This is a genomic window from Lelliottia nimipressuralis (assembly GCF_041464075.1).
Taxonomy (GTDB): domain Bacteria; phylum Pseudomonadota; class Gammaproteobacteria; order Enterobacterales; family Enterobacteriaceae; genus Enterobacter; species Enterobacter nimipressuralis.
In genome coordinates, this window is the sequence record NZ_CP167172.1 from 1,621,772 (window position 1) to 1,640,270 (window position 18,499).

Annotated in this window: 17 protein-coding genes; 9 read left to right on the forward strand and 8 right to left on the reverse strand. The window is 55.0% G+C overall.

Annotation, left to right across the window (positions count from 1 at the left end; all coding sequences use genetic code 11):
* Positions 1 to 60: 60 nt before the first annotated feature.
* Genes ssuB through ssuE form a run of 5 tightly spaced genes read right to left on the reverse strand, consistent with a single transcriptional unit; the run spans position 61 to position 4,287 of the window.
* Positions 61 to 828 carry an aliphatic sulfonates ABC transporter ATP-binding protein gene (gene ssuB / locus ACB496_RS07470; protein WP_100780700.1) on the reverse strand — a complete coding sequence of 256 codons (768 nt, stop codon included), beginning with the start codon at positions 826 to 828 and terminating at the stop codon, positions 61 to 63.
* Entirely contained in the window at positions 825 to 1,616 is a 792-nt protein-coding gene (gene ssuC / locus ACB496_RS07475; RefSeq protein ID WP_100780699.1) for an aliphatic sulfonate ABC transporter permease SsuC, read from the reverse strand. Before ssuC ends, ssuB begins: the two co-directional genes overlap by 4 nt.
* A 10-nt stretch (positions 1,617 to 1,626) precedes the next feature.
* Positions 1,627 to 2,772, reverse strand: a complete 1,146-nt coding sequence (gene ssuD / locus ACB496_RS07480; protein WP_100780698.1) for an FMNH2-dependent alkanesulfonate monooxygenase — start codon at positions 2,770 to 2,772, stop codon at positions 1,627 to 1,629.
* Positions 2,769 to 3,719, reverse strand: a complete 951-nt coding sequence (locus ACB496_RS07485; RefSeq protein WP_371974858.1) for a sulfonate ABC transporter substrate-binding protein — start codon at positions 3,717 to 3,719, stop codon at positions 2,769 to 2,771. Before ACB496_RS07485 ends, ssuD begins: the two co-directional genes overlap by 4 nt.
* Entirely contained in the window at positions 3,712 to 4,287 is a 576-nt protein-coding gene (gene ssuE, locus ACB496_RS07490; protein ID WP_102105597.1) for an NADPH-dependent FMN reductase, read from the reverse strand. The genes ACB496_RS07485 and ssuE overlap by 8 nt, the downstream gene beginning before the upstream one ends.
* A gap of 247 nt (positions 4,288 to 4,534) precedes the next feature.
* Between ssuE and pyrD the strand changes: the two genes are divergently transcribed.
* Together pyrD and zapC are read left to right on the forward strand one after the other, a co-directional pair.
* The gene (pyrD, locus tag ACB496_RS07495) at positions 4,535 to 5,545 is read left to right on the forward strand and encodes a quinone-dependent dihydroorotate dehydrogenase (protein ID WP_371974860.1); all 1,011 of its coding nucleotides are present in this window, start codon (positions 4,535 to 4,537) and stop codon (positions 5,543 to 5,545) included.
* Between the two features lie 165 nt (positions 5,546 to 5,710).
* Positions 5,711 to 6,253: a cell division protein ZapC gene (gene zapC, locus ACB496_RS07500; protein ID WP_100780694.1), complete on the forward strand. Its 543-nt coding sequence runs from the start codon at positions 5,711 to 5,713 to the stop codon at positions 6,251 to 6,253.
* Here zapC and ACB496_RS07505 read toward each other — a convergent pair.
* Positions 6,250 to 7,359 (reverse strand): YcbX family protein, encoded by a 1,110-nt coding sequence (locus ACB496_RS07505; RefSeq protein ID WP_371974861.1) that lies wholly within the window; start codon positions 7,357 to 7,359, stop codon positions 6,250 to 6,252. The two genes, zapC and ACB496_RS07505, sit on opposite strands and share 4 nt — an antisense overlap.
* A gap of 104 nt (positions 7,360 to 7,463) precedes the next feature.
* Here ACB496_RS07505 and rlmKL point away from each other — a divergent pair, with 104 nt between their 5' ends.
* The 6 genes from rlmKL (at position 7,464) to rmf (ending at position 15,389) form a co-directional block, all read left to right on the forward strand.
* Positions 7,464 to 9,572, forward strand: a complete 2,109-nt coding sequence (rlmKL, locus tag ACB496_RS07510; protein ID WP_102105594.1) for a bifunctional 23S rRNA (guanine(2069)-N(7))-methyltransferase RlmK/23S rRNA (guanine(2445)-N(2))-methyltransferase RlmL — start codon at positions 7,464 to 7,466, stop codon at positions 9,570 to 9,572.
* A 12-nt stretch (positions 9,573 to 9,584) separates the two neighbouring features.
* Complete coding sequence (locus ACB496_RS07515; RefSeq protein WP_371974863.1) at positions 9,585 to 11,492, forward strand: ABC transporter ATP-binding protein; 1,908 nt, start codon at positions 9,585 to 9,587, stop codon at positions 11,490 to 11,492.
* A 13-nt stretch (positions 11,493 to 11,505) separates the two neighbouring features.
* Positions 11,506 to 12,759 carry a membrane integrity-associated transporter subunit PqiA gene (pqiA, locus tag ACB496_RS07520; RefSeq protein ID WP_100780690.1) on the forward strand — a complete coding sequence of 418 codons (1,254 nt, stop codon included), beginning with the start codon at positions 11,506 to 11,508 and terminating at the stop codon, positions 12,757 to 12,759.
* Positions 12,760 to 12,763: 4 nt separating this feature from the next.
* Positions 12,764 to 14,401 carry an intermembrane transport protein PqiB gene (gene pqiB, locus ACB496_RS07525; protein ID WP_100780689.1) on the forward strand — a complete coding sequence of 546 codons (1,638 nt, stop codon included), beginning with the start codon at positions 12,764 to 12,766 and terminating at the stop codon, positions 14,399 to 14,401.
* Positions 14,401 to 14,967: a membrane integrity-associated transporter subunit PqiC gene (gene pqiC, locus ACB496_RS07530; protein WP_102105591.1), complete on the forward strand. Its 567-nt coding sequence runs from the start codon at positions 14,401 to 14,403 to the stop codon at positions 14,965 to 14,967. Before pqiB ends, pqiC begins: the two co-directional genes overlap by 1 nt.
* Before the next feature lie 254 nt (positions 14,968 to 15,221).
* Entirely contained in the window at positions 15,222 to 15,389 is a 168-nt protein-coding gene (rmf, locus tag ACB496_RS07535; RefSeq protein ID WP_100780687.1) for a ribosome modulation factor, read from the forward strand.
* A gap of 76 nt (positions 15,390 to 15,465) precedes the next feature.
* Here the strand turns inward: rmf and fabA are convergent, their stop codons facing one another.
* On the reverse strand, positions 15,466 to 15,984 hold the full coding sequence (gene fabA / locus ACB496_RS07540) for a bifunctional 3-hydroxydecanoyl-ACP dehydratase/trans-2-decenoyl-ACP isomerase (protein WP_064325594.1): 519 nt from the start codon (positions 15,982 to 15,984) through the stop codon (positions 15,466 to 15,468).
* A 68-nt stretch (positions 15,985 to 16,052) separates the two neighbouring features.
* On the reverse strand, positions 16,053 to 17,813 hold the full coding sequence (locus tag ACB496_RS07545) for an AAA family ATPase (RefSeq protein WP_371974867.1): 1,761 nt from the start codon (positions 17,811 to 17,813) through the stop codon (positions 16,053 to 16,055).
* A 186-nt stretch (positions 17,814 to 17,999) separates the two neighbouring features.
* On the opposite strand from ACB496_RS07545, the gene matP reads away from it, so the two are divergent.
* Positions 18,000 to 18,452 (forward strand): macrodomain Ter protein MatP, encoded by a 453-nt coding sequence (gene matP, locus ACB496_RS07550; protein ID WP_100780685.1) that lies wholly within the window; start codon positions 18,000 to 18,002, stop codon positions 18,450 to 18,452.
* Positions 18,453 to 18,499 lie beyond the last annotated feature (47 nt).

Here is an 18,499-nt window from a genome sequence, read left to right on the forward strand (position 1 = left end):
TTGCCGTTTTTTATGGGTTTAACCGTTTCTTGTATGAGAGCCTTTCAGGCTTCGCCTTCTTTATCCATGACGGCGGGCCTTCTCTTCAGTTGCCCCACGCTTCATCACTCTCTCCAGCACTTCTGCTTCCAGCTCTGCCAGTCTTACAGAACCGAGCCGCCGTGGACGGGGAATATCCACCGCCAGATCCAGGCCGATTTTGCCTTCTTCAATTAGCAGCACCCGATCCGCCATCGCCACGGCTTCACTCACATCATGCGTCACCAGCAGTACGGTAAAACCGTGCTCCTGCCACAGGGAGGCGATCAGATCCTGCATTTCGATGCGCGTCAGGGCATCAAGCGCCCCGAGCGGTTCGTCCAGTAGCAGCAGGCCTGGCCGGTGGATCAACGCGCGCGCCAGTGCCACACGCTGTTTTTGGCCCCCGGAGAGGGCAGCAGGCCACTCGTCCGCACGGTTTTCGAGGCCGACGGCGCGCAGCGCCTGACGTGCGTTATCCCGCCAGTTACCTTTCAGCCCCAGCCCCACGTTGTCGATAACCGTTTTCCACGGCAGCAGGCGCGCATCCTGAAACATCATGCGGGTATCGTCCTGAATATCCGCCAACGGCGTATTGCCCGCCAGCAATTCTCCGCCGTTCGGTGCCTCCAGCCCGGCAAGCAGCCGCAGCAGGGTGCTTTTGCCCCCGCCGCTGCGCCCGACAACCGCAACAAATTGTCCGGCAGGGACATGCAGATCCAGCGCGTTCAGGATAGTGTTATCGCCGTAGCGTTTGGTGACACCGTTAAGCAGCAGCGGTGTCCCCTGAGTTAAACGAGCCGTATTCATGCGTTTGCCTCCTTCGTGGAATAGGCCGGGTTCCAGCGCAGCCAGCTTCGCTCAAGCCACTGGGCACTGACGTCGGCGAGTTTGCCGAGCAGGGCGTAAAGAATGATGGCCACCACCACCACGTCGGTTTGCAAAAATTCGCGGGCGTTCATCGCCAGATAGCCGATCCCGGAGTTGGCCGAGATGGTCTCCGCCACAATCAGTGTCAGCCACATCAGACCGAGGGCGAAACGCACGCCGACCATAATCGATGGCAGCGCGCCCGGCAGGATCACATGGACAAACAGCGCAAAGCCGGACAATCCGTAACTGCGCGCCATCTCCACCAGCCCACGGTCGATATTACGAATGCCGTGCCAGGTGTTGATGTAAATCGGGAACAGCGTGCCGAGGGCCACCAGGAAAATCTTGGCGCTCTCGTCGATGCCAAACCACAGAATTACCAGCGGGATTAACGCTAAATGCGGGACGTTACGCAGCATCTGAATTGACGTATCCAGCAAACGCTCGCCCCAGCGGGAGAGGCCGCTGATAAGCCCCAGCGTCAGGCCAATCGAGCCGCCGATGGAAAAGCCTATTAGCGCACGCCAGGAGCTGATCGCCAGATGCTGCCACAGCTCACCGCTCGAACTGAGCGACCAGAACGCCTCCACTACGCCCTCCGGAGAGGGCAGAATACGGCTCGACAACCATCCCACGGACGAGGCGATTTGCCAGACAATCACAATGCCGACGGGCAGAAACCAGGGGGCCAGACGCAGCAGCCATTTTTGGGATGGATTTGCCATACGTACCTCGTTAGCTCTGCGCGACTTTTCGCGGGATAAACTCATTCGCTACGGCTTCGCCCTGAAGCTGGAGCGCGCGCGGCTGCGGGATTTCCGGGATGGCCACATCCAGATGCGGGAACAGCAGCTCGCCGACGTTGTATGCTTCTTCCAGATGCGGATAGCCAGACAAGATAAAGCTGTCGATACCCAGATCGGCATACTCATTGATCCGCGCCGCGACCGTAGGGCCATCGCCCACCAGCGCCGTACCCGCGCCGCCGCGAACCAGGCCTACACCCGCCCACAGATTCGGGCTGATTTCGAGATTGTCCTTGTTGCCTTTATGCAGGGAGGCCATTCGGTGCTGTCCTACGGAATCAGTCTTCGCAAAGGCTGCCTGCGCTTTGGCGATGGTGTCATCGTCCAGATGTGAAATCAGCCGGTCGGCGGCCTGCCAGGCTTCGGCGTTCGTTTCTCGCACGATGACGTGCAGGCGAATGCCGAAGCGCACTTTGCGCCCATGCGCGGCGGCTTTGGCGCGCACCTGCTCAATTTTCTCTTTCACCAGCTCAGGCGGCTCGCCCCAGGTCAGATAGAGATCAACCTGTTCAGCGGCAAGATCCTGCGCGACATCTGACGATCCGCCAAAGTAGAGTGGGGGACGCGGCTGTTGCACCGGCGCAAACAGCAGTTTCGCATCGCGAACGTGGATATGTTTTCCTTCGTAGGTGACGGTTTCGCCCTCGAGCAGACGGCGCCAGACGCGGGTAAATTCCGCGGAAGCCTCGTAGCGCTCCGTGTGATCGAGGAACACGCCGTCGGCGGCCAGCTCCTGCGGATCGCTGCCGGTCACCAGGTTAAACAGGGCGCGGCCATTGGAAAGGCGATCCAGCGTCGCGGCCTGACGGGCGGCAACGGTTGGGGAGACCACGCTCGGGCGCAGGGCCACCAGGAATTTCAGGCGCTGCGTGACCGGGATCATCGAGGCGGCCACCAGCCATGCGTCTTCACAAGAGCGCCCTGTCGGGATCAGCACGCCGGTAAAACCGATTCTGTCGGCGGCCTGCGCGATTTGCTGCAGATAGCCGTAGTCCACCGGGCGCGCGCCCTCTTCGGTGCCAAGATAATGCCCATCACCGTGGGTCGGTAAAAACCAGAACAGATTCAGACTCATGATTTCGATCCTTCTTTTTCAGAGGGTTGCCAGATACGGTCGCGAATATCGATTTTTTTCGGCACGAGACGGTTCTCGTAGAACAGATCTGCGGTTTGCTGCTGCAGGACAGCGGTTTTCGCGTCGACGGGTTTAATCACCGTCGTCGGGCGATGATCCAGATAGCTGGCGATCACCGGCTCCGGCAGGCCCATGGTTTTGGCGAGCAGGGCGATGCTTTCCTGACGCTGACTCTGAGTGAGCGCATCCGCCTCGCTAAAGGTCTGCAGCACACCCTGAACAAAGTCGCCGTTTTTTTCCGCATACGGACGTGCGGCAAGATAGAACGAACCGGTCTGCTTCAGCGTTTCGCCATCTTTCAGCACCCGAACGCCGCCCTGTAATAAGGCGGCAGAGTAGTACGGGTCCCAGATCGCCCAGGCATCAACATTATTTTGCTGGAACGCCGCGCGGGCATCTGCCGGGGTTAAGTAGACAGGCTGAATATCCTTGAACGTCAGACCCGCCTGTTGAAGGGCGCGCAAAAGCAGGTTGTGGGAGCTGGAACCTTTCTGGAAGGCGACTTTGTGGCCTTTCAGATCGGCGACGGTTTTGATCGGGCTGTTTTCAGGCACCAGAATCACTTCCGCTTTCGGCTTTGGCGGCTCGACGCCGACATAAACCAGATCCGCTCCGGCAGCTTGGGCAAAAATAGGAGGGATATCGCCGGTACTGCCCAAATCAATACTGCCGACGTTCAGCGCCTCCAGCATCTGCGGCCCGGCCGGGAACTCGACCCATGAGAATTTCGTGTCCGGGTAGCGCTTCTCCAGCAGCTGATGGCTTTTCGCCAGCACCATGCTGACGCTGCCTTTCTGATATCCGATACGCAGGCTTTCAGGCGCCGGTTCCGCCGCCTGTGCAAGCGCAGAGACAGCGAACAGGGCGGTCAGAAGATATTTAAACATGGGCGACTCCTTTCAGACGGCCAAAGGCGGGGGCTTGCACATCGCGGCGATGCAACGCCTGCCAGAAGGTTTCCAGCGCGCTATCAAGGCGCAGGTGCAGGTTCGGGGTGAACTGCGGTTTATGCTGGTAATCGATCACCTGAGAGTCATCGGCAAACACCCCGTGCAGGATCTCCTGGGCTTTGAGGGCATTCAGGACAGGCTTGAGGGCGTAATCCACCGCCAGCATGTGCGCAACGGTACCGCCGGTCGCCAGCGGCAGAACCACTTTTCCCTCCAGCGCACGTTCAGGCAGAAGATCGAGCAGGGTTTTCAGCGCGCCAGAGAAAGAGGCTTTATAGATCGGTGTCGCCACGATCAGCCCGTCGGCTCCTTTGAGCTGTTCGATCAGCGTCTGTAATGCCGGGCTGTCAAAGCGGGCATAGAGAAGGTCTTCCGGCTCAAAGTTTTGCAAGTTCCAGTGGCACACCTCGACGTTCAGCGAGTTGAGCTGTTCGCGGGCGTATTCCAGCAGGGCGCTGGAGCGAGAAGGAAAACGCGGACTTCCGGCCAACGTGATGACGCGCATGTTTGCTCCTTATAACTATTTGTTTGCTTTTATCTAACATTCATAACAATTTTCACGAGTGTGACATTGCACGGTTATTCCACTAAATGATTTATCTGAAATTAAAATGCCGAAAATTGCATAAGAAAGAGGCAGAAAGGAAAACGATTGCGCTTTACGATGATTTTTTGCCACAGGTCAATTCCCTTTCCTGGCGCGATCGCTGATAATCCGTGTCCGGTTTGCATACCGGAATCCAGGAGAGTTCATGTACTACCCCTTCGTTCGTAAAGCCCTTTTTCAGCTCGATCCAGAGCGCGCTCATGAATTGACATTCCAGCAGTTACGCCGGATTACAGGAACGCCTCTTGAGGCGCTGGTGCGCCAGAAAGTGCAGGAAAAACCTGTCCAGTGCATGGGCCTGACGTTTAAGAACCCACTGGGTCTGGCAGCAGGTCTCGACAAAAATGGTGAGTGCATTGACGCTCTTGGCGCGATGGGGTTTGGCTCCATCGAAGTGGGCACCGTGACGCCGCGCGCGCAGGACGGTAACGACAAGCCGCGCCTGTTCCGCCTGGTTGAAGCAGAAGGTTTGATCAACCGGATGGGCTTCAATAACCACGGTGTTGATCATCTGGTAGAGAACGTTAAAAAAGCCCATTTTGACGGTGTGCTGGGAATTAATATCGGCAAAAATAAAGATACGCCGGTTGAGAAGGGTAAAGATGACTATCTGATTTGTATGGAAAAAGTCTATGCCTATGCCGGTTATATCGCGATAAATATCTCTTCGCCAAATACCCCTGGCTTGCGTACGCTGCAATATGGTGAAGCGCTGGACGATCTGTTAAGTGCGATTAAAAATAAACAGAATGAACTCCAGGCGACCCATCATAAATATGTTCCGATCGCGGTTAAGATCGCCCCGGATCTTTCTGTCGAAGAATTGATCCAGGTTGCCGACAGTTTGGTTCGCCATAATATTGATGGTGTTATTGCCACCAATACTACGCTCGATCGCTCCCTCGTGCAGGGAATGAAAAACTGCGACGAAATGGGTGGCTTAAGTGGTCGTCCGGTACAATTAAAAAGCACCGAAATTATTCGTGCCTTGTCGGCGGAATTAAAAGGTCGCTTACCGATCATCGGCGTGGGCGGGATCGACTCTGTCATCGCGGCTCGCGAGAAGATGGCGGCAGGTGCCTCACTGGTGCAAATCTATTCCGGCTTTATTTTTAAAGGCCCACAATTGATTAAAGAAATCGTTAATCATATCTAATCTTTTCTCCATATCAGACAACCAGGGCTTTATTTCCAGCCCTGGTTGTTTTATATTCCGTCTTTGTTGCTTATTTAGACATTATGGTCTTTTATTATTGATGTTATAAACGAAGCGATAATTTGGACATTTTAAGAACAGGACGTTGTGGGGAAGGAGAGGAAAATGCGAATAAAACCTGACGATAACTGGCGCTGGTATTTTTGCGAAGAGCACGATCGAATGATGCTCGATTTAGCCAATGGTATGTTATTTCGCTCTCGTTTTGCTCGCCGAATGCTGACCCCGGATGCGTTTGCACCGTCAGGCTTTTGTGTTGACGATGCAGCCCTGTTTTTCTCTTTTGAAGAGAAATGTCGCGATCTTATTCTCTCTAAAGAGCAGCGCGCCGAACTGGTGCTGAATGCGCTGGTGGCGATTCGCTTCCTGAAACCGCAGATGCCAAAAAGCTGGCACTTTCTCGCTCATGGGCAAGCATGGTCGCCAGTCACCGGCGATGCGGCCTGCGTCAATCTCAGCGATACTTCGGAAGAGGTGAGTTTGCTGGTGGTAGAACCGGGCGAAAACGCCGCGCTCTGTTTGCTGGCGCAACCCGGCGTGGTGATTGCCGGGCGCACAATGCAATTGGGTGATGCGATTAAAGTGATGAACGACCGGCTTAAACCGCAACTGCGTATGGATTCCTTTAGCCTCGAACAGGCTGTTTAGCGCTCTAGCTGCAACGACGTTTTCGGAATGCAGCTACAGCACAGAATCGTACCATCTTCGCTTACGGCTGATTTCTTCAGCGCCGTCACTTCGCCATCGACCAGAGTGATGCGACAGCTTCCACAGATCCCCGCACGACATGAATAAGGAACGCGGATCCCCGCTTGTTCCAGCTGTTCAAGCAGTACCTGCTGATTATTCCCCGGTAAGGTTTGCCCCTCCCACTGAAGCGTCACTTTTGTGACAGGCTGCGTTTCAGCTTCAAGCGCTTCTTCTTCCGGCCCTGGGCCGTAAACTCGGGCAGGACCCGATGCGAGGATCTCAATCTCGTCGCCGACGCGAATCACGCCGCTGGAGCGTGGGATCAAGTTCTGACCAAAATCGACATCGCCGTTATCCTGTGCGGTGCGGAAAGACTGCAAGGTTTTCAGCGGCTCGCCGGAAGGGTGTTTTTGCCCTTTTTCCGGGCTGATGGTGGTGAAAATACAGCGGCTGCACGGTTTCACCACATCAAAGATCACGCTGCCGATACGGATCACTTTCCAGGTATCTTCTTCCCAGGCCTGTGCGCCCGTCACGACCAGATTCGGGCGGAACTGCTCCATCTGCACGCTGGCGGAACAGCGGTTTTGCAGATCGCGCAGGGAGGCGTCATTCGTCAGCAGATAGGGGAAACCGTCGGCAAAGGAGAGGGGAACGGCTTCAAAACGCTTCACGCGGCGCGTAAGCTCCGGGCCGACCCAGCGCAGCTGCACCGCGCGGGAGAAGAAACCGCTCAGCCAGGTGTTAATCTCATCCGGGGCGATGCGGGCGGTGAAATGGTTACCCCACACTTCTGTCGGGGCATCAACAGGGGCAAAGTCAGTAAAGCGTGCTATCACGCTTGAGCCATCCGGCGCCGTCAAATGCAGGCCGTCGTGCAGCGGAGCTGGGATAAAACGCACCATCTGCGGGAACTGGCGGGCGGTGATGAAGGTGCCGTCCGGTTCGGTAATCATAAAAATGCGATCGAAGGCAAAGCCGCTGACGTCAGCAAGCGCGTGGGTCAGGCCAATACCACGCATGGATTTGACCGGATGAATAAAAAGCCTGGATAACGTCGCCACTGTTCACGCCCTCGAACGATTTGAAAATAAGCCTTCAACTTTATGACATAGAGCGCATATTAGCTATAATGCGCAGCAATTTTCTACGAGTAATAAGTGACGATATGAATTCTCTGTTTGCCAGTACGGCCCGTGGGCTGGAAGAGCTGTTAAAAACTGAACTGGAAAGCCTTGGCGCGCTTGAGTGTCAGGTGGTTCAGGGTGGTGTCCACTTTGAGGGCGACACACGGCTTATTTACCAGAGCCTGATGTGGAGTCGCCTGGCGTCGCGCATCATGTTGCCGCTGGGTGCCTGCAAGGTCTATAGCGACCTTGATCTGTATCTCGGCGTGCAAGCGATCGACTGGACAGAGATTTTCGCCCCGGGTGCGACCTTTGCCGTGCATTTCAGCGGGCTGAACGACGAAATCCGTAACAGCCAGTACGGTGCGCTGAAAGTGAAAGACGCCATCGTCGACAGCTTCACGCGTAAAAATCTTGAGCGCCCGAACGTCGATCGTGAAAATCCCGATCTGCGTATCAACGTGTGGCTCAATAAAGAGACCGCCAATATTTCTCTGGATCTCTGCGGCGAAGGCCTGCACCAGCGTGGTTATCGCGATCGCGCCGGTATTGCACCGATCAAAGAAAACCTGGCTGCGGCCATTGTGATGCGCTCTGGCTGGCTGCCGGGCACGCCGATGATCGACCCTATGTGCGGTTCCGGCACCTTGCTGATTGAAGCGGCCATGCTGGCCACCGACCGCGCGCCAGGATTGCATCGCGGGCAGTGGGGCTTTAGCGGCTGGGCACAGCATGACGACGCCATCTGGAAAGAGGTCAAAGCCGAAGCACAGGTTCGTGCGCGTAAAGGCCTGGCTGATTACACCTCCCGTTTCTATGGCTCGGACAGCGACGCTCGCGTAATTGAACGCGCGCGCAGCAACGCCCGCCGCGCCGGTATCGGCGAACTGATAGACTTCGAGGTGAAAGACGTCTCCCAGTTAACCAACCCGCTGCCGAAAGGCCCTTACGGTACGGTGATCAGTAACCCGCCGTACGGCGAACGTCTCGATAGCGAACCGGCACTGATTGCACTGCACAGCCTGCTGGGTCGCACCATGAAAGATTATTTCGGCGGCTGGAATCTGTCGCTGTTTAGCGGTTCTCCTGAGCTGCTAAGCTGCCTCCAGCTCCGCGCCGAGCGTCAGTTCAAAGCCAAAAACGGCCCGCTGGACTGCGTACAGAAAAACTACCATCTGACCGAGAAAGATGGCGACAGCAAGCCATCGACAGTGGCGGAAGACTACGCTAACCGTCTGCGTAAGAATCTGAAGAAATTCGAAAAATGGGCGAAACAGGAAGGCATTGAATGCTATCGCATTTACGATGCCGATTTGCCGGAATATAACGTTGCGGTAGACCGTTATGCGGACTGGGTCGTGGTGCAGGAATACGCTGCGCCGAAAACCATTGATGCCCAAAAAGCGCGCCAGCGTTTGCTGGACATCATCGCGGCGACAATTGGCGTGATGGGCATTGCGCCGAACAAACTGATCCTGAAGACCCGTGAGCGTCAGAAAGGGACCAATCAGTATCAGAAAATGGGCGATAAGGGCGACTTTATCGAGGTGGGCGAATACAATGCGCGCCTGTGGGTGAACCTGACAGACTATCTCGACACCGGTTTGTTCCTCGATCACCGTATTGCGCGTCGTATGCTGGGCCAGATGAGCAAAGGGAAAGACTTCCTGAACCTGTTCGCTTATACCGGCAGCGCCAGCGTTCATGCGGGCCTGGGCGGTGCGCGTAGCACCACCACGGTCGACATGTCGCGTACCTATCTGGAGTGGGCTGAGCGCAACCTGCGTCTTAACGGCCTGACCGGTCGTCAGCATCGTCTGCTGCAGGCCGACGTACTGGGCTGGCTGCGCGATACGGATGAACAGTTCGATCTTATCTTCATCGATCCGCCGACCTTCTCCAACTCCAAGCGTATGGAAGACACCTTCGACGTTCAGCGCGATCACCTGCGTCTGATGACCGACCTGAAACGTCTGCTGCGTAAAGGCGGCACAATTATGTTCTCGAACAACAAACGCGGCTTCCGCATGGACAATGACGGGCTGGAAAAACTGGGGCTGAAAGCACAAGAAATCAGTCAAAAAACGCTGTCTCAGGACTTCGCCCGTAACCGTCAAATTCACAACTGCTGGTTAATTACCGCAGTCTGAAAGGAAATTTAAATGTCATTAATTAGCATGCACGGCGCATGGCTGTCCTTCAGCGATGCGCCACTTCTCGACGATACAGAACTGCACATTGAAGACAACGAACGCGTCTGTCTGGTGGGCCGTAACGGCGCGGGTAAATCCACGCTGATGAAGATCCTCAACCGTGAGCAGGGTCTGGACGATGGGCGTATCGTTTATGAGCAGGATCTGATCGTTTCTCGTCTGCAACAGGATCCGCCGCGCAACGTCGCGGGCAGCGTCTATGATTTCGTCGCCGAAGGGATCTCCGAGCAGGCCGAATACCTGAAAGGCTATCACGATATTTCGCATCTGGTGATGACCGATCCGAGCGAAAAAAACCTCAACGAGATGGCGCGCCTGCAGGATTTGCTGGATCACCACGGCCTGTGGCAGCTGGAAGACCACATCAATGAAGTGCTGGAGCAGCTTGGCCTTGAGGCCGATATGGCGCTGGCGTCTCTGTCTGGTGGCTGGCTGCGTAAAGCGGCGCTGGGCCGCGCGCTGGTCTGCGGGCCAAAAGTGCTGCTGCTCGATGAACCGACGAACCACCTGGATATCGAAACCATCGACTGGCTGGAAGGGTTCCTGAAAACCTTCAATGGCACCATTATCTTTATCTCGCACGACCGTTCATTTATCCGCAATATGGCCACCCGTATTGTCGATCTCGATCGCGGCAAGCTGGTCACGTATCCGGGCGATTACGACACTTATCTGCTGGAAAAAGAAGAGAACCTGCGCGTTGAAGAGCTGCAAAACGCCGAGTTTGACCGCAAACTGGCGCAGGAAGAGGTGTGGATCCGTCAGGGCATCAAAGCGCGTCGTACCCGTAACGAAGGCCGCGTGCGTGCCCTGAAAGCGATGCGTAACGAACGCAGCCAGCGCCGTGAAGTGATGGGCAGCGCGAAGATGCAGGTCGAAGAGGCCTCTCGTTCCGGCAAAATTGTCTTCGAAATGGAAAACGTGAACTACCAGGTCGACGGCAAAGTGCTGGTGACTGATTTCTCCGCGCAGGTTCAACGCGGCGATAAAATTGCGCTGATCGGCCCGAACGGCTGCGGTAAATCCACGCTGTTGAAACTGATGCTGGGCCAGCTACAGGCTGACAGCGGCCGCGTTCACTGCGGGACTAAACTGGAAGTGGCCTATTTCGATCAGCACCGTACTGAGCTTGATCCTGAAAGAACGGTGATGGATAACCTGGCAGAGGGCAAGCAAGAGGTGATGGTTAACGGGAAACCGCGCCATGTGCTGGGCTATCTGCAGGACTTCCTGTTCCATCCAAAACGCGCCATGACGCCTGTTCGCGCGCTCTCCGGCGGGGAACGTAACCGACTTCTGCTGGCGCGTTTGTTCCTTAAACCCAGCAACCTGTTAATTCTCGATGAACCGACGAACGATCTGGATGTCGAAACCCTGGAACTGCTCGAAGAGCTGATCGACGGCTATCAGGGCACCGTGATGCTGGTGAGCCACGACCGTCAGTTTGTAGACAACACCGTCACCGAATGCTGGATTTTTGAAGGCGAAGGTCGTATTGGTCAGTATGTGGGCGGTTATCAGGACGCGCGTGGGCAACAGGCGCAATCCTTAGCGCATAAACAGTCCAAATCTAAAACGGGATCGCAACCGCTTGTCGCAAAAGCAGAAACTGTCAAAAAGCCGACGGTTAAAATGAGCTATAACCTGCAGCGCGAACTGGAAGGGTTGCCGCAGCGTCTTGAAGAGCTGGAAACGCAACTGGAAGCATTACAGGCTCAAGTTGCTGATGCATCCTTCTTTAGCCAGCCACACGACTATACTCAGAAAATATTGGCAGAGCTTTCCCAGGCCGAAAAGGCGCTGGAAGAGGCATTTGAGCGCTGGGAGTACCTTGAGGCACTCAAAAACGGCGCATAAACAGGGATACCCGATGTGTGATCAGCACCATGCCGACCGGCATATTTTATGCTCGCAATGCGATATGCTCGTGGCGCTGCCTGAGATGGGTCACGGACATAAGGCGGCATGCCCCCGTTGTGGGGCAACGCTGACGACAGAGTGGGACGCGCCAAGGCAGCGTCCCACTGCTTATGCGCTTGCGGCACTGTTTATGCTGCTGCTCTCGAATCTTTTTCCGTTCATCTATATGAAAGTCGGCGGGATGACCAGCGAAGTCAATTTGCTGGAGATCCCGGGCGTTATGTTCTCGGAAGATTACGCCAGCCTTGGCACCTTCTTTCTTCTCTTTGTGCAAATCGTTCCGGCGTTTTGCCTGGTCGTGATTTTACTGCTGGTAAACCGCGTCCGGATGCCCATTAAAGTCAAAATCCTGCTAGCCAGAATTCTTTTCCAGCTGAAAAGCTGGGGAATGGCGGAGATTTTCCTCGCGGGGATTCTGGTCAGTTTTGTGAAGCTGATGGCCTATGGCGACGTCGGCATCGGCAGCAGTTTTGTTCCCTGGTGTCTGTACTGCATGCTACAGCTGCGCGCCTTCCAGTGCGTCGACCGTCGCTGGGCCTGGGATGATATTGCGCCTGCGCCAACGCTAAACCAGACGGTTAAAGTGGGCGTGCCCGGGATTCGCCAGGGATTGCGCTCCTGTACGTGCTGTACCGCCATTCTGCCTGCTGATGTGGAAGAGTGCCCGCGTTGTGGCACCAAGGGGCATGTGCGGCGCAAAAACAGTCTGCAATGGACGATGGCCTTACTGGTCACCTCCATCATGCTTTATCTGCCGGCCAACATTTTACCCATCATGATCACGGATCTGCTGGGGGATAAAATGCCTTCGACGATCCTGGCCGGAGTGGTGTTGCTGTGGGGCGAGGGATCTTATCCGGTGGCGATGGTGATTTTCATTGCCAGTATTATGGTTCCCACCTTAAAGATGATCGCGATTGCCTGGCTGTGCTGGGATGCCAAAGGCCATGGAAAGCGCGACAGCGAACGCATGCATCTGATTTATGAAGTCGTCGAATTTGTTGGCCGCTGGTCAATGATCGACGTGTTTGTGATTGCCGTTCTCTCCGCGCTGGTGCGCATGGGTGGACTGATGAGTATTTATCCCGCTATGGGCGCGCTGATGTTTGCGTTGGTCGTTGTCATGACGATGTTTGCGGCCCTGACTTTCGACCCGCGTTTATCCTGGGATCGTGAGCCAGAGTCAAGCCATGAGGAAGAGTGAAAGCATGGAAAATAAGAGTGGAGAGGCGAAAGTGCAGAAGGTCAAGAACTGGTCGCCGGTGTGGATCTTCCCCATCGTCACAGCGCTGATCGGAGCCTGGATCCTGTTTTATCATTACAGCCATCAAGGGCCGGAAGTGACGCTGATCACGACCAACGCCGAAGGCATTGAAGGGGGCAAAACCACCATCAAGAGCCGCAGCGTTGACGTGGGTGTCGTTGAGAGCGCGACGCTGACTGACGATCTCACGCACGTTGAAATCAAAGCGCGCCTTCATTCCGGCATGGAGAAGCTGCTGCATGGCGATTCCGTCTTCTGGGTGGTCAAACCGCAGGTCGGACGCGAAGGGATCAGCGGCCTGGGTACGCTGCTTTCCGGGGCTTACATTGAGCTTCAGCCCGGCGCGAAGGGCAGCCAGCCTGGACATTATCAACTGCTGGATGCACCGCCGCTTGCGCCGCCAGACGCGAAAGGTATCCGGGTGACCCTCGACAGCAAGAAAGCGGGGCAGCTCAGCCCTGGCGATCCGGTGCTGTTCCGTGGTTACCGCGTGGGCTCGGTGGAAACCAGTACCTTCGATGCGCAAAAACGTACTATCAGCTATCAGCTGTTTATCAATGCGCCAAACGACCGTCTGGTGACCAGCAACGTACGTTTCTGGAAAGACAGCGGTATTGCGGTAGATCTGACGTCGGCGGGGATGCGCGTAGAGATGGGTTCTCTGACCACGCTGTTTGGCGGCGGGGTGAGTTTTGATGTGCCTGAGGGAATGGATCTGGGGCAGCCGGTCGCACCGAAAACCGCGTTCAGACTGTTTGACGATCAGAAAAGCATTCAGGATGCGCTCTATACCGATCATGTCGACTATCTGATGTTCTTCAAGGATTCTGTTCGCGGCCTGCAGCCAGGTGCCCCGGTGGAATTCCGCGGTATCCGCCTGGGTACAGTAGGTCAGGTGCCGTACTTTGTGCCGGGTCTGAATCAGGTACTGGATGACGACTATCGTATCCCGGTGCTGATCCGCATTGAACCAGAACGCTTACTGGCCCAGATTGGTCAGAACCAGGATATCGGCACGCATATTAATCAGCTGTTGAGTCGCGGGTTACGTGGCTCGCTGAAAACCGGCAACCTGGTGACGGGCGCCCTGTATGTGGATATGGACTTCTATCCGAAAGCGCCAGCGATTACCGGTGCGCGTGAATTCGGTGGTTATACCATTATCCCAACCGTCAGCAGCGGTCTGGCGCAGATCCAGCAGCGCCTGATGGAGACTCTGGATAAGATTAACAACCTGCCGTTGAATCCAATGCTTGAGCAAGCGACCAACAGCCTGACGGAAAGCCAGGCCACGATGCGTCGTCTGCAAACCACACTGGATAACATCAACAAAATTACGGCTAACCAGTCGATGCAGCAGCTTCCGCAGGATATGCAGAAAACGTTGCGTGAGCTTAACCGTAGTATGCAAGGCTTCCAGCCAGGCTCGGCGGCGTACAACAAGATGGTGGCGGATATGCAGCGCCTGGATCAGGTCCTGCGCGAACTGCAGCCGGTTCTGAAAACGCTGAATGAGAAGAGCAACGCGCTGGTATTTGAAGCGAAGGACAAAAAAGATCCTGAGCCGAAGAGGGCAAAATAATGAAAAAATGGCTATTAATTGTCGGAGCACTGGTTCTAACGGCCTGTAGTTCAGGAAGCGATACCAAGAGTTACTACCAGCTGCCGATGGGGGCTCAGACGGGCGGGCAAAGCAGCGCCAGCCAGGGGCATCGCCTGCTGTGGGTTGAGCAGGTCACAATCCCCGATTCCCTCGCCGGCAACGGCGTGGTGTATCAGACCAGCGATGTGCAGTATGTAATTGCGAATAACAATCTGTGGGCCAGCCCGCTGGATCAACAACTGCGCAATACGCTGGTGGCGAACCTGAGCAGCCAGTTGCCCGGATGGGTTGTTGCCTCACAGCCTCTGGGCAGCGACCAGGATACCCTCAACGTCAATGTGACGGGTTTCCATGGACGCTACGATGGCAGAGTGGTGATCAGCGGTGAGTGGCTGCTGAACCATCAGGGGCAGCTGATTAAGCGCCCGTTCCATCTTGAGCTGAAACAGCAGGAGGATGGTTACGACGCTATGGTGAAAGCCCTGGCCCAGGGCTGGGCACAGGAATCTGCCAGCATCGCCCAGGAGATTTCTCGCCTGCCATAAGCAAAATTCATGATGTTAAGCCGCCATCCGCGTTTCGCTGATGGCGGCTTTTTTTTCGGTTTTTGTTCAGGCTGTTACTTGTTCCAGCTCACAATTTTTGTACAAATGATCTTCTGTGTAGCTCACAAATATGACACTGGCGTGAATTTTGCGCATTGACGCATGGCGTGATTCGGGTTATTCGTTATCTGTGTTTGCACGTTTTGCATACACTGTTTTCTTTCCACCAGACCAAAGAATGAGGGAAACGAGGCATGAAGAGACAGAAACGAGATCGCCTGGAAAGGGCTCATCAACGTGGTTATCAGGCTGGCATCGCTGGACGCTCAAAAGAAATGTGTCCTTATCAGACGATAAATCAAAGGTCACAATGGCTGGGAGGCTGGCGAGAAGCCATCGGAGACAGGGTACTTCTTGCTTGATAACGTCTCTTTAAAAACAGAAACCTCCGCCATGCGGAGGTTTCGCCTTTATTGCTCAAGCACTACTTAAGCAAAATCAGAACGCGGAAGTGTCCTGGAACAGACCGACTTTCAGGTCACTGGCGGTATAGATCACACGGCCATCAACCAGCACTTCACCGTCTGCCAGACCCATCACCAGACGACGGTTCACGATGCGTTTGAAGTGAATACGGTAGGTAACTTTCTTCGCGGAAGGCAGAACCTGACCGGTGAATTTCACTTCACCCACGCCCAGCGCGCGGCCTTTGCCTTCGCCGCCCAGCCAGCCGAGATAGAAGCCAACCAGCTGCCACATCGCATCCAGGCCTAAACAGCCAGGCATTACCGGATCGCCGATAAAGTGGCAACCGAAGAACCACAGGTCTGGATTGATATCGAGTTCCGCTTCCACGTAACCCTTGTCAAAGTTGCCGCCGGTTTCGGTCATTTTCACGACACGGTCCATCATCAGCATGCTAGGTGCCGGTAACTGCGGGCCTTTAGCGCCGAACAGTTCACCACGACCAGAGGCAAGAAGATCTTCTTTTGTATAGGATTCGCGTTTATCTACCATGTTCTCAGTAAGCCTTATTTTAGTGAAGCACGCAGGATAGCTAACACGTGTACGCTGAACAAGTCCGATCAGTTCGGGCTAAACCAGCTTAACCAGCGTAACGGCCATGGATAACGATGACGAGCATCCTGTTGCATCGCCTGAGCGATACGCTCCTGGATAGTTTGCATCAGCGTTGTTTGCACTTCGCCATCCCAGACCTGATTTGTCAGTAAGGGTAGCGCATCCGTGACATCGTCGATGGCCCAGATACTGAATTGCTCTGCATCCACCGCATCCAGTACCGCCTGGCTCAGGCTCAGATGACGTGCGTTTGGCGCAGGAATAATCACGCCCTGTTTGCCACTCAATCCACGCTGCTGGCAAATAGAGAAGAAGCCTTCGATTTTCTCATTCAGACCGCCAACCGGCTGAGCGCGACCAAACTGATCGACAGAGCCGGTGATAGCGATGCTTTGATTAACTGGCACATCCGCAAGCGCACTGATGACGGCACAAAGCTCAGCCATCGATGCGCTGTCGCCGTCCACTTCACTGTAAGACTGCTCAAAGGTCAGTGATGCGGAGAAGGGCAGCTGTTGCTCCAGCTGTAGCTGTGACATCAGAAAGGCCTGCATAATCATCATGCCTTTAGCATGAATGTTCCCGCCCAGCTCGGCTTTGCGCTCAACGTCAGTAAATTCGCCGTCGCCAATGTGGATGACGCAGCTGATACGTGAAGGTTCGCCAAAGGCACGCGGATGACCGGGGAACTCAATGACGGACAGGGCGTTGATTTGCCCCACACGCTCGCCTTCGGTTTCCACGAGGATCTGTTCCAGCAGGATTTCATCCTGCATACGATCCGCGAGATACCCTTCCCGCCATTCGCGCTGTGCCAGCATCTGGGCGAACTGCTCACCGGTAAAAGTACCCGTCCCGCTAATGACGCCCGTTTCGCGCAGTTGCTTGCTGATCCACAGCGGACAGAGCGGCAGGGTTTCCTGATCGCCCGTGTCACGTGCGGCTTCACGAATAAGACCTGTCCATGCGTCTGCTGCAGGGATCGGAAGAGCATACCGTGCAGCGACGGCCAGCACCCATTGGCACCATTGCGTCACGTCGTCTGCATCGGCGATCTGGATGTTATCTTCAAATTCGGTGTATACGGCCTGATCGGCAAGTTCCGGTTCCATCTCCTGGAAATCCGCCAGAGACTCACGATCGCCTGTCAAAATCACTTTCAGTGACAGAGGCATCGATGGAATAGCGACAGGCAGCGGGCGGGACTCATCATAGGCAATCCAGTCGAAACGCTGATGCGCCACAATGTTCTTCAGACGCATCCACAGCAGCGGCTGTGCAAGCAGCGTTCGCAGAGAGATGATCAGGACACCGCCATTGGCTTTGTGCACCAGTCCCGGCTGGATACTGAGCTGACCGTTAAAGTGACGAAGACAGCCAAACAATTGCTCCGCTTCGGCCCACTCGGCGGTAATGACCTCGCCGGTAGCGGCAAAATTATTATCAGCCTGCGTGGCGGGTTCGAAAGTGACATCACTTCCCACGATACGATATTGTCCGCCAAAAACGGTGTCCGTTTCTGGTTGCAATTGACGCACGGCATCGGCCATCAGAGCCAGGTATTCAGCTTCTTCTGGCGCCTTCAGTAACATGAAGGGGGAGGTTGTCCATGGGCTTAACGTCTGTTCAAGCGCGTAATGTAAACGCGGTTGCGTATCGCTAAGGATGAAGTCGTGTTCTTTTGCGAGGTCTGGCTGTGCAAACAGTTCCTGATAGCTCTCAGTATCAGGAACCAGGTCACGCCATGCTAGTTTCGTAATGGTCAAAGTTGATGTTTTTTAGTTAGATGTAAAACGGTGGATTATACCGCAAGCCTTGACCCATTCCCACGTGGTATTAGGGATTTCAGGCGGGGAATGCGCGGTAAGGGGTCACTGGATATGATTTCTTTTCAGCAGATTGCCAAAAAACTGATATTCTGAACATAGTTACGAGGTAACACTGAGATCGCGATGAAATATCAACAACTGGAAAATCTCGAAAGCGGCTGGAAATGGAAGTATCTGGTCAAAAAGCATCGAGAAGGCGAGCTGATCACCTGCTACATCGAAGCCAGTGCTGCAAAAGAAGCGGTAGATTTATTGCTGACCCTCGAAAATGAGCCGGTGCAGGTCAACGGCTGGATCGAGAAACACATCAATCCTGCTCTGCTAAACCGCATGAAGCAGACCATTCGTGCGCGCCGCAAACGCCATTTCAACGCGGAGCATCAGCATACCCGTAAGAAGTCTATCGACCTGGAGTTTATGGTCTGGCAGCGATTAGCGGGGCTTGCTCAACGGCGCGGGAAAACCTTATCGGAAACGATCGTGCAGCTCATTGAAGATGCGGAGCATAAAGAGAAATACGCGAGCCAGATGTCTACGCTTAAAAATGACCTTCAGGCGATGCTGGGTAAAAAATAGTTTCTCATTTTCTTCAGCCAATAAAAAACCCCGCATAGCGGGGTTTT

Excerpts from the sequence above, each read along its gene's own strand:
- ssuB (WP_100780700.1), bottom strand. The coding sequence starts at position 828 with ATGAATACGGCTCGTTTAACTCAGGGGACACCGCTGCTGCTTAACGGT.
- ssuC (WP_100780699.1), bottom strand. The coding sequence starts at position 1,616 with ATGGCAAATCCATCCCAAAAATGGCTGCTGCGTCTGGCCCCCTGGTTT.
- ssuD (WP_100780698.1), bottom strand. The coding sequence starts at position 2,772 with ATGAGTCTGAATCTGTTCTGGTTTTTACCGACCCACGGTGATGGGCAT.
- ACB496_RS07485 (WP_371974858.1), bottom strand. The coding sequence starts at position 3,719 with ATGTTTAAATATCTTCTGACCGCCCTGTTCGCTGTCTCTGCGCTTGCA.
- ssuE (WP_102105597.1), bottom strand. The coding sequence starts at position 4,287 with ATGCGCGTCATCACGTTGGCCGGAAGTCCGCGTTTTCCTTCTCGCTCC.
- pyrD (WP_371974860.1), top strand. The coding sequence starts at position 4,535 with ATGTACTACCCCTTCGTTCGTAAAGCCCTTTTTCAGCTCGATCCAGAG.
- zapC (WP_100780694.1), top strand. The coding sequence starts at position 5,711 with ATGCGAATAAAACCTGACGATAACTGGCGCTGGTATTTTTGCGAAGAG.
- rlmKL (WP_102105594.1), top strand. The coding sequence starts at position 7,464 with ATGAATTCTCTGTTTGCCAGTACGGCCCGTGGGCTGGAAGAGCTGTTA.
- ACB496_RS07515 (WP_371974863.1), top strand. The coding sequence starts at position 9,585 with ATGTCATTAATTAGCATGCACGGCGCATGGCTGTCCTTCAGCGATGCG.
- pqiA (WP_100780690.1), top strand. The coding sequence starts at position 11,506 with ATGTGTGATCAGCACCATGCCGACCGGCATATTTTATGCTCGCAATGC.
- pqiB (WP_100780689.1), top strand. The coding sequence starts at position 12,764 with ATGGAAAATAAGAGTGGAGAGGCGAAAGTGCAGAAGGTCAAGAACTGG.
- pqiC (WP_102105591.1), top strand. The coding sequence starts at position 14,401 with ATGAAAAAATGGCTATTAATTGTCGGAGCACTGGTTCTAACGGCCTGT.
- rmf (WP_100780687.1), top strand. The coding sequence starts at position 15,222 with ATGAAGAGACAGAAACGAGATCGCCTGGAAAGGGCTCATCAACGTGGT.
- fabA (WP_064325594.1), bottom strand. The coding sequence starts at position 15,984 with ATGGTAGATAAACGCGAATCCTATACAAAAGAAGATCTTCTTGCCTCT.
- matP (WP_100780685.1), top strand. The coding sequence starts at position 18,000 with ATGAAATATCAACAACTGGAAAATCTCGAAAGCGGCTGGAAATGGAAG.